This window comes from Nocardioides carbamazepini, assembly GCF_024614185.1.
Taxonomy (GTDB): Bacteria; Actinomycetota; Actinomycetes; order Propionibacteriales; family Nocardioidaceae; genus Nocardioides; species Nocardioides carbamazepini.
This window is the reverse complement of sequence record NZ_JAHTLF010000016.1, coordinates 1,307,636-1,317,217: the sequence shown is the minus strand read 5'-3', so window position 1 is coordinate 1,317,217 and position 9,582 is coordinate 1,307,636. Positions and strand designations below refer to the sequence as shown.

At 71.4% G+C, this 9,582-nt stretch carries 8 protein-coding genes; all 8 read left to right on the top strand.

Features of this window, described 5'->3' with window-relative positions; all coding sequences use genetic code 11:
* Nucleotides 1–47 precede the first annotated feature (47 nt).
* The 8 genes from KVF89_RS18710 (at nt 48) to KVF89_RS18675 (ending at nt 9,548) form a co-directional block, all read left to right on the top strand.
* Entirely contained in the window at nt 48–863 is an 816-nt protein-coding gene (locus KVF89_RS18710; RefSeq protein WP_257427604.1) for an ATP-binding cassette domain-containing protein, read from the top strand.
* Nucleotides 860–2,074, top strand: coding sequence for a sugar ABC transporter permease (locus KVF89_RS18705; RefSeq protein WP_257427603.1), 1,215 nt, complete (start codon nt 860–862; stop codon nt 2,072–2,074). Before KVF89_RS18710 ends, KVF89_RS18705 begins: the two co-directional genes overlap by 4 nt.
* 44 nt (nt 2,075–2,118) lie before the next feature.
* Entirely contained in the window at nt 2,119–4,722 is a 2,604-nt protein-coding gene (locus KVF89_RS18700) for an acetoacetate--CoA ligase (protein WP_257427602.1), read from the top strand.
* A gap of 46 nt (nt 4,723–4,768) precedes the next feature.
* The gene (locus KVF89_RS18695; protein ID WP_257427601.1) at nt 4,769–5,602 is read left to right on the top strand and encodes a mycofactocin-coupled SDR family oxidoreductase; all 834 of its coding nucleotides are present in this window, start codon (nt 4,769–4,771) and stop codon (nt 5,600–5,602) included.
* Nucleotides 5,603–5,661: 59 nt separating this feature from the next.
* Complete coding sequence (locus KVF89_RS18690) at nt 5,662–6,114, top strand: gamma-glutamylcyclotransferase family protein (RefSeq protein ID WP_257427600.1); 453 nt, start codon at nt 5,662–5,664, stop codon at nt 6,112–6,114.
* A gap of 74 nt (nt 6,115–6,188) precedes the next feature.
* Nucleotides 6,189–7,709 (top strand): YncE family protein, encoded by a 1,521-nt coding sequence (locus tag KVF89_RS18685; protein ID WP_257427599.1) that lies wholly within the window; start codon nt 6,189–6,191, stop codon nt 7,707–7,709.
* A gap of 10 nt (nt 7,710–7,719) precedes the next feature.
* Nucleotides 7,720–8,559 carry a purine-nucleoside phosphorylase gene (locus tag KVF89_RS18680; protein ID WP_443690003.1) on the top strand — a complete coding sequence of 280 codons (840 nt, stop codon included), beginning with the start codon at nt 7,720–7,722 and terminating at the stop codon, nt 8,557–8,559.
* A 14-nt stretch (nt 8,560–8,573) separates the two neighbouring features.
* Nucleotides 8,574–9,548 (top strand): DUF2332 domain-containing protein, encoded by a 975-nt coding sequence (locus KVF89_RS18675; RefSeq protein ID WP_257427597.1) that lies wholly within the window; start codon nt 8,574–8,576, stop codon nt 9,546–9,548.
* Nucleotides 9,549–9,582 lie beyond the last annotated feature (34 nt).

Genomic DNA, 9,582 nt, shown 5'->3' with positions numbered 1-9,582 from the left:
GTGGCCGCCCGTCCGGCGGCCACACCCCACCCCTAGGAGGGAAACCCATGCCCGACGTCGTGGCGGACGCCACCTTCATCCCCACCGCCGAGCCCGGTGAGCTGCTTCTCGAGCTGAGCCAGGTCTCGAAGTACTTCGGCGGAGTGCGCGCGCTCCACGAGGTCGACCTCGAGCTCCACCGCGGAGAGGTCGTCGCCCTGGTGGGCGACAACGGAGCCGGCAAGTCGACGCTCATCAAGGTCATCTCGGGGGTGGAGCACCCCGACTCGGGCACGATCCGGGTACGCCGCGAGGCGGTGCGCCTCGACACACCGCGGGCGGCGCAGCACGCGGGGATCCACACCGTCCACCAGGACCTGTCGCTGTGCGACAACCTCGACGCGGTCCGCAACCTCTTCCTGGGGCAGGAGATCACCGGGGGCCTCCTGCGCGGCCGCCCGGTGAGCCGCCACCGCATGGAGAGCGAGGCCCGCAAGGTGCTCGACAGCCTGGCCGTCAAGCTGCGCTCGCTCACCACACCCGTGGGCGGACTGTCGGGCGGGCAGCGGCAGGGCATCGCGATCTGCCGGGCGCTCATCTCGGACCCGAGCCTGGTCCTGCTGGACGAGCCCACCGCGGCGCTGGGCGTCTCGCAGCGCGCCGAGGTGCTCGACCTGATCCTCCGCCTCAAGTCCCAGGACCGCGGCGTGCTCGTGATCTCCCACGACCTCAAGGACGTGCAGGAGGTCGCCGACCGGGTCGTCGTCATGCGGCTGGGCCGCAAGGTCGCCGAGTTCGAGCGCGGCGACTACTCCTCCAGCGACCTGATCGCCGCCATCACCGGAGCCCACGAGGCTCCGCTCACCGTCGAGGGCATCCGATGAGCACCCAGCACGTCCAGACCGTCCCGCCGACCGCCCCGAGCGAGCCCGGCACCCCGATGCTCTCGCGCATGGTCGAGGCTCTCGGCGGCAAGTACCGCAGCATTCCGGTGCTGCTGGTCCTGGGGCTGATCTGGCTGTACTTCTACTCCCAGAACTCGGCCTTCCTGACCTCGGGGAACATCACCACCCTGACCCTCCAGATCGTGACGACCGCGATCCTCGCGCTGGGCGTCGTCTTCGTGCTGCTGGTCGGTGAGATCGACCTGTCGTCCGCGATGCTCTCCGGCGTGTGCGCCACGGTCACCGCGCAGCTCGCGATCAAGAGCGAGTGGCCGCTGTGGCTGGCCATTCTCGGCGGGGTCGCCGTCGGGGTGGTCTTCGTCCTGGCCGAGGTGCTCGCGGTCATCTTCGGCGTGCCGTCGCTGATCGTCACTCTCGGCGGCATGGTCATCCTGCAGGGCCTCCTGCTCGTCGTGCTGCCGCCCGAGTTCGCGATCAACGTGGCCGGCACCGACTACGCCAGGATCTCGTCCACCTACCTCCCGCCCGGGTGGAGCCTGGCCCTCGGGGCGGTGGGCTGGCTGATCTTCTGCGCGACCCGCTACCTCGGCCACCGCGAGCGCGGCTCCGACGCCGACTCGTCCGCGCTGCTGTCCGTCGGCGTGCCGGCGGTCGTCAGCGGTGTGGTCATCTTCGGAGCGGTCGCGATCCTGAGCGAGGGCCCGGGTCTGCCCCTGCCCGTGCTGATCCTGGTCGGGATGCTGCTGATCGCGGCGTACTTCACCGGCCGGACCCGCTACGGGACGCACCTGTACGCGGTCGGCGGCAACCGGGAGGCCGCGCAGCGAGCCGGCATCCCCGTCTCCCGCATGGTGGTCTACTCCTTCCTCGTCCTCGGCGTCTGCGCCGCGGTCGCGGGCATGGTCGAGGCGTCGCGGCTGCTCGCCGTCTCCAACTCCTCCGGCGGAGGGCCGCTGATGCTCAACGCGATCGCGGCCGCCGTCGTGGGCGGCGTGAGCCTGTTCGGCGGCCGCGGAACCGTGTGGGCCGCCCTGCTGGGCGCGCTCGTGATCGGGTCGATCAACAACGGCGTCCAGCTCCTGGGCATGTCCACCGAAGTGCAGAGCTTCGCGACCGGCGGGGTCCTTATCCTTGCTGTTGCGATCGACGTCGTGATCACCCGCGGGTCACTGCTGCCGAACCGCCGATGACCAGCGCACGAGCAGATGTGGCAATGGAGAGGGGTTACGCAACCGTGACTGTCGAGGCGGCCTGGCTGCCCACAGACGCCCAGATCGACAGCTCCCGGGTGGTCGACTTCGCTCGCTGGCTCGGCTCGGAGGGCATCGTCGAGCTCGACGACCCGCGTGACTTCCGCGAGCTGCAGGCGTGGTCCGCCGCCGAGCCCGCGCTCTTCTGGCGGGCGGTCGCCGACTACTTCGGGGTCGACTTCGCCACCGAGGCCACCGAGGTGCTGTCGTCCCGGGAGATGCCGGGGGCCCGGTGGTTCCACGGCGCCACGCTGAACTTCGCGCGGGAGATGCTCAAGCACGGCGCGGCCGAGCGCGAGGCGATCATCCTGGTTCGGGACGACGGACATCGCGAGTCGATCACCTTCGGTCAGCTCCGCGAGCGGGTCGCCGCGGTCGCCGGCGCTCTCGCCGACCGGGGCATCGGCCAGGGCGACCGGGTGGTCGCGTACCTGCCCAACTGCATCGAGGGAGTGGTCGCCTTCCTCGCGTCCGCGACGCTGGGTGCCGTCTGGTCGCAGACCGGGATGGACTACGCGCCGCCCGCCGCGATGGACCGCCTGGGCCAGCTCGACCCGACCGTCTTCATCGCCGGCACGGGCTACCTGTTCAAGGGCGAGCAGCAGGACCGCCGGGACGCCGTTGCCGAGCTGCGCGTGCTGCTGCCCGTCGACATGCTGGTCGTCTCGATCGAGACCGGGGGCGTGCGCCGGGACGACACCACGCCCTGCGACGTGGCGTGGGAGCAGCTCCAGCGGTTCAGCAAGCCCGTGACGACCCCGGTCGACGTACCCTTCGACCACCCGCTGTGGGTGCTGTTCACCTCGGGGACCACCGGTCGGCCCAAGGGCATCGTGCACGGGCACGGCGGCGCTCTCCTCGAGCAGCTGGTCTCCCCCGGCTTCCACATGGGCGTCGACGAGGCCGACGTCTTCTTCTGGTTCACCACGCCCAACTGGATGATGTGGAACGCCCAGATCTGCGGGCTGCTCCACGGTGCGACCATCGTGCTCTTCGACGGCAGCGCGACCCATCCGGACACCGGGCTGCTCTGGCGGGTCGTCCAGGACCTCGGGGTGACGGTCTTCGGCACCAGCCCCGGCTACCTCCAGGCGAGTGCCCGCGACGGGCTCGAGCCCGGCCGCGATCTGGACCTGTCGACGCTCGAGCTGATCGGGGTGACCGGGTCGGTCCTGCCGGCCAGCAGCAACCACTGGGTCCGCGACCACGTGCGCAGCGACCTCCAGGTCGGCTCGATGAGCGGTGGCACCGACATCGTCGGCATCTTCGTGGCCAGCGCCCCCAACCTCCCCGTCTACGACGGGGAGATCAGCGGGACCGCCCTGGGCGTGGCGTTGGAGGTGTGGGACGAGAAGGGCCAGCGTCTCCCGGACGGCGAGACCGGCGAGATGGTCATCACCCAGCCGATGCCGTCGATGCCGATCGCCTTCTGGGACGACCCCGAGGGCGAGCGCTACCGCGACGCATACTTCGACGTCTTCCCCGGTGTGTGGCGCCACGGCGACTCGATCACGGTCACCGACCGCGGCACCGTGCTGATCCACGGACGGACCGACTCGACCCTCAACCGCAACGGCGTGCGGCTCGGCAGCGCCGAGATCTACGAGGCCCTCGAGTCCCTGCCGGAGATCCGCGACAGCCTCGTCGTCGGCGTCGAGCTGTCCGAGGGCGGCTACTGGATGCCGCTGTTCGTCGTCGCCGAGGACGGCACGGACGAGGCCGCCCTGCGCGCGCGCATCGTCGAGACCATCGCCGGGCGCACCTCCCGCCGCCACGTCCCGGACGAGATCATCCTCGCCCCCGCCCTCCCCCGCACCCGCACGGGCAAGCGGCTGGAGGTGCCGGTGAAGCGCATCCTCCAGGGCACCTCGCCGCGCCGGGTCACGAGCATGGGGGCGGTCGACGACGTCGACGCCCTGCAGTGGCTCATCGACTTCGCCCGCAAGCGCAACGGCGACGCGGGCGCCTCCACGACGGTCCTGCCGACGGACACCTACGAGGACTGGCGGGTCTACCACGAGCAGGACCTGCCACGCGTCCTGGCTGCCGCGCTCGACACGTTCGCCGAGAAGGGCTACCACGGGACGACCACCCGCCAGCTCGCCGACCGCTCCGGCCTGTCGGTGCCCGGCATCTATCACCACCACAGGTCGAAGCAGGAGATCCTCTTCGACCTCATGATGGTCATCGTCGACGAGCTGGTCGAGCGCAGTCGCTTCGCGGTCGCCCAGGCCGCCGACGAGCCGCGGGCGCAGTTCGACGCACTCGTGTCGAGCATGCTGCTGTTCCACGTCTACCGACGCAAGGGCGCCATCGTGTCGACCAGCGAGCTGCGCAGCCTCGAGTCCGGCAACCGGCGCAAGTACCTCGACCGTCGCGACGAGCTGCAGGCCCTGCTCGACCGCATCATCGAACGCGGCGTCGACGCCGGCGTCTTCCACACCCCCTACCCGGGCGACGCGGGACGCGCCATCGCGTCGATGTGCGCGGGTGTGGCGACGTGGTACCGGCCCGACGCGCCGCTCAGCTTCGACCCGCTGCTCGACCGCTACCTGTCGATCGCCGAGGCGATCGTCGGGGTCCGCTGAGCCCCGAGCACACCCCACGCACCCGTCGACCGTAGGAGGAACCACCATGGGCCGTGTCGCTCAGAAGATCGCGCTCATCACCGGAGCTGGTCGTGGCCAGGGCCGCGCCCACGCGATCCGGCTGGCCGAGGAGGGCGCATCGATCATCGCCTTCGACATCTGCGCCCCGGTCGCCTCGGTCAGCTATGACATGTCGACGCCGGAGGATCTCGAGGAGACCTGTGCGCTCGTGCGCGCGGCGGGCGGCCGGATCCATGCCGCGCAGGTCGACGTCCGCGACTTCGACCTTCTCGCCCGCGAGCTCGCGGGCGGGATCGACGCGCTGGGCGGGCTCGACATCGTGGTCGCCAACGCAGGCATCGCCAGCTATGCGGCCGGGCACGAGATCTCCGAGGCCGCCTGGCAGGAGATGATCGACATCAACCTCACGGGCACCTGGCACACCATCAAGGCCGCCGTCCCCCATCTCGTGGCGGGCCGGCGCGGTGGCTCGATCGTGCTGACCAGCTCGGCCGCGGGGCTCCAGGGGACGCCGAACCTCGCGCACTACGTGGCGGCGAAGCATGGCGTGACGGGCCTGATGCGGAGCTTCGCGAACGAGCTGGCGCCGCACTGGATCCGCGTCAACAGCGTGAACCCGACGCAGGTGGACACGCCCATGATCATGAACGACGAGATCTTCCGCATGTTCCGGCCGGACCTGGCGGCCCCGGGACGCGACGACATCGTCGAGGTGTCCACCGCCACCAACGCGCTGCCGGTGCCGTGGGTCGAGTCGAGCGATGTCGCCAACGCGGTCCTGTTCCTCGCCTCCGACGAGGCCCGCTACATCACCGGCGTGGCGCTTCCCGTCGACGCGGGGATCCTGGCGAAGGTCTAGGCCGTGTCTCACGGCCTAGCGACATCCCACGGTGGTGAAGGTCCGACTAACCTGAGCCCGTGACGTCGTACGCCGCCTACGGCACCAACCTCGACCCCCAGCGGATGGGCGAGCGGTGTCCGCACTCGCCGCTGCAGACCACCGGCTGGCTGACCGGCTGGCGGCTCACCTTCGGTGGCGAGGAGCACGGCTGGGACGGCGCCCTGGCGACCATCGCGCCGGACCCGATGAGCGCCGTCTTCGTCGCCGTCTACGACGTCAGCCCGCTGGACGAGCCGAACCTCGACCAGTGGGAGTCGGCCGACTCGGGGCTCTACCGCAGGACCAAGGTGCGGATCTCCACCATGGCCGGCGAGGTGGTCGCCTGGACCTATGTGCTCGACGCGTACGAGGGCGGGCTGCCGTCGGCGTCGTACCTCGGGGTGATCGCCGACGCCGCGGAGGCCGCGGACGCGCCGGCGGACTACGTCACCGGGCTGCGCAACCGCGCCTGCCGCTCCACGGGGCTCTGACCCCTGGTGATGATCCGCTCGACGAGGTGCCGGCGGGAGCGTGACCCCGCGGAAACCTGACTCGTTGTCACGTTATGCGCCCGCACTCCCGGTTCGCCCGCGTCCTCACCGCCACCCTCGGCAGCATCGCCGTCGCCGCCCTCGCGGCGTGCGGCGAGGTCCGGGTCACCGAGCGCGACGTGCCGCCCGACGACGCCCGCGACCTGCCGATCGCCGTCCGGCCGGCCGACCCCGGACTGCGCTCGGTCATGTGGGTCGGCAACAACTGGGACGGCACGGCGAGCATCGTCGACGCGGACTCCCTCGAGGTGCTCAAACGGGGCGTCAACCTGATCCCGGACAAGACCCAGGAGACGCTCGACATCTTCAAGAGCCCGGTCGCGACGGTGTTCTACCTCGCGATCAACGCCGGTCCGGGCCAGGGACACAACCAGTACGTCGACGACATGTTCACGACGATGGACGGGAAGTACCTCGCCGTCTCCCGGCCGAGCTTCGCCGACGTCGTGTGGATCGACATCGCGAAGGCGACCGCGGGGCGGACCGACTCGATCGTGCGCGAGCAGCAGATGGACGGCTTCCGCACCGACCACATGCAGGTCTCCAACGACGGGCGCCGGCTCCTCGTCTCCGACTCCACGAAGCGCCAGGTCATCGAGTACGCCATGGTCGACGAGACGCTTCCCGGCGGGAAGGTCGTCCGGCTCGGCGACCGGCTGCGCATCTTCCCCACGGGTGAGACACCCCACGAGAGCAACTACACCGAGGACGGCGAGCGCATCCTGCACGCCTCCATCGGCCGGGTCTACACGCCCCTCGACGACCTCGACCCCCGCGACGGGGAGCTCCTCGGACTGCCCCTGAACCGGCTCGGGCTCAGCCGCCTCGGCCTCGACCGCCTGCTCGGCCGGCTGCCGTGGGCCGAGCTCGAGAGCGCGGTCAAGGGCGACCGCTGGCTGCAGTACGTCGCGGCCGACGACTTCGAGGTGCTGGAGCGCTGGGACCTGGCGCACGAGCTCGAGGAGGCCGGCCACCCCGGCATGAGCGCCGCGGTCCGGCCGGTGGCCGTGCACCCCGACGGCCGCCTCCTCTACCTCCAGGTGTCCTTCCTGCACGGGTACGTCGTCTTCGACACCGAGGCGGCCGACCTCAACGGCACCAGCGACTACACGCTCGACGGCATCGCCGAGCCCGCCACCGGGGCCGTGCTCGACGTGGTCCAGCTCGAGAACCGGGTCCCGAACCTGCTCCGCGAGGCCTACGTCAACGACTCCGCCCACCACGGGCTGTCGATCAGTGCCGACGGTGAGACGCTGTGCGCGGCGGGCACGATGGACGGGTACGCCGCGCTGGTCGACGCCGAGACCGGCGAGGCGACGTACTTCGACGAGCGGACGACGGGCCACGAGTACGGCAAGCCCTACTGGACGACCGAGGGCCTCAACGAGACCTGCTGGGTGTCCCTGTCGGACAACGACGCCGTCGCCGTCCTGTCCACCGACACCCGCGAGGAGCTCGCCTACCTCCCGGTCGGCAACCACCCGCAGCGGGTGCGCCACGGCTACGTGCCGGAGTCCGTCGTCGCCGCCTGGTGATGAGTAGGCTCTGCGCGTGACCGAGTCCCCCACGCCGTATGCACTGGCCGAAGAGGCCGCCGTCCGCCTCGCCGAGCTCACCGGCGTCGCCCGCCACGACGTCGCGCTCGTGCTCGGCTCCGGCTGGCTGCCGGCCGCCGACGCACTCGACGGGGCGGGGGGCGCGAACACCACGGAGCTCGACGTGACGTCGCTGCCCGGCTTCGCCGCCTCGGCCGTGCAGGGCCACTCCGGCAAGATCCGCTCGATCCGGATCCCCGGCCAGGACGGCGCGCCCGACCGGCACCTGCTGGTGTTCCTCAGCCGCACCCACTACTACGAGGGCCGCGGGGTCGCCGCAGTCGTCCACGGCGTGCGCACGGCGGCTGCGGCGGGCTGTCGAGCGATCGTGCTGACCAACGGCTGCGGCGGGCTCAAGGAGACCTGGACGCCCGGCACGCCGGTGCTGATCAGCGACCACATCAACCTGACCGGCCAGTCGCCGATCGTCGGCGCGAACTTCGTCGACCTCACCGACCTCTACTCCTCGCGGCTGCGCGAGCTGTGCCGCGAGGTCGAGCCGAGCCTCGACGAAGGCGTCTACGTCCAGTTCACCGGCCCTCACTACGAGACCCCGGCCGAGGTGCGGATGGCAGGCATCCTCGGCGGCCATCTGGTCGGCATGAGCACCACCCTCGAGGCGATCGCCGCCCGCGAGGCGGGCATGGAGATCCTCGGGATCAGCCTGGTGACCAACCTCGCCGCCGGCCTGAGCGGCGAGCCGCTCAACCACGCCGAGGTGCTCGAGGCCGGACGCCTGGCCGCCACCCGGATGGGCGCGCTGCTCGGCGACATCGTGCCGCGCATCTGAGGTCCGGCCCGCCCGTGGAGCCGTACGCCGAGGTGGTCGAGTCCTACCGCCGGTTCGCCGCCGAGGCGGCGGACTCCCCCACCTTCGCGGCGTGGGCGGCCGCCGTGGCCGACGACTCCGAGGTGCTCGCGTGGATCCGGACCCTGCCGGACATCAAGCAGCAGCCGAACCTGGTGTTCGCCGCGGCCCGGCACCACGGCGTACCCGCCCCCGGCCCGTACGACGCCCTGCGCGCCGCGCTGCTCGGCGACACCGGTCCGCTCCGCGCCACGATCCTGACCCGGGCCACGCAGACCAACGAGGTGGGCCGGCTCGCGACCCTGGTGCCGGCGTTCGCCCGGTTCGACGGGCCGCTGGCGCTCCTGGAGGTCGGCACCTCGGCCGGGCTGTGCCTCTACCCCGACCGCTGGGGCTACCGGTGGACCACCGACGCCGGCGACGTCGTCCTCGGCGACGACCCACTGCTGCCCTGCCGGGTCAAGGGTCCCGCTCCACTGCCGGACCGGCTGCCCGAGATCGCCTGGCGCGGCGGCATCGACCTCCACCCGGTCGACGTCACCGACCCCGACGAGACGGACTGGCTGCAGACCCTGGTCTGGCCCGAGCAGGACGACCGCCGGGACCACCTGGTCCGCGCGATCGAGATCGCCCGGCAGGACCCGCCCGCCATCGTCCGCGGCGACCTGGTCGAGGAGCTGCCCGCCGCGGTCGAACGGGCCGCCGAGCACGGGACGGTCGTCGTCTTCCACAGCGCCGTCATCGCCTATCTCCCGCCGCCGCGCCGGGCCGACTTCGACGCGCTCATCCGCGACCTCGTCGGCGACGGGCGGTGCCACTGGGTGAGCAACGAGGGCAAGCGGGTGCTGCCCTCCGTCACCGCCACCGGGCCGCCGATCCCCGAGGAGCACCCGACGTTCGTGCTCGGGATCGACGGGCGGATGGTGGCACAGACCCACGGCCACGGGAGGGCGTTGCGCTGGACCGGCTGAGCCCTGTGGATGACCGGCCCGCATGTCGTGGGGC

Excerpts from the sequence above, each read along its gene's own strand:
- KVF89_RS18710 (WP_257427604.1), top strand. The coding sequence starts at position 48 with ATGCCCGACGTCGTGGCGGACGCCACCTTCATCCCCACCGCCGAGCCC.
- KVF89_RS18705 (WP_257427603.1), top strand. The coding sequence starts at position 860 with ATGAGCACCCAGCACGTCCAGACCGTCCCGCCGACCGCCCCGAGCGAG.
- KVF89_RS18695 (WP_257427601.1), top strand. The coding sequence starts at position 4,769 with ATGGGCCGTGTCGCTCAGAAGATCGCGCTCATCACCGGAGCTGGTCGT.
- KVF89_RS18685 (WP_257427599.1), top strand. The coding sequence starts at position 6,189 with ATGCGCCCGCACTCCCGGTTCGCCCGCGTCCTCACCGCCACCCTCGGC.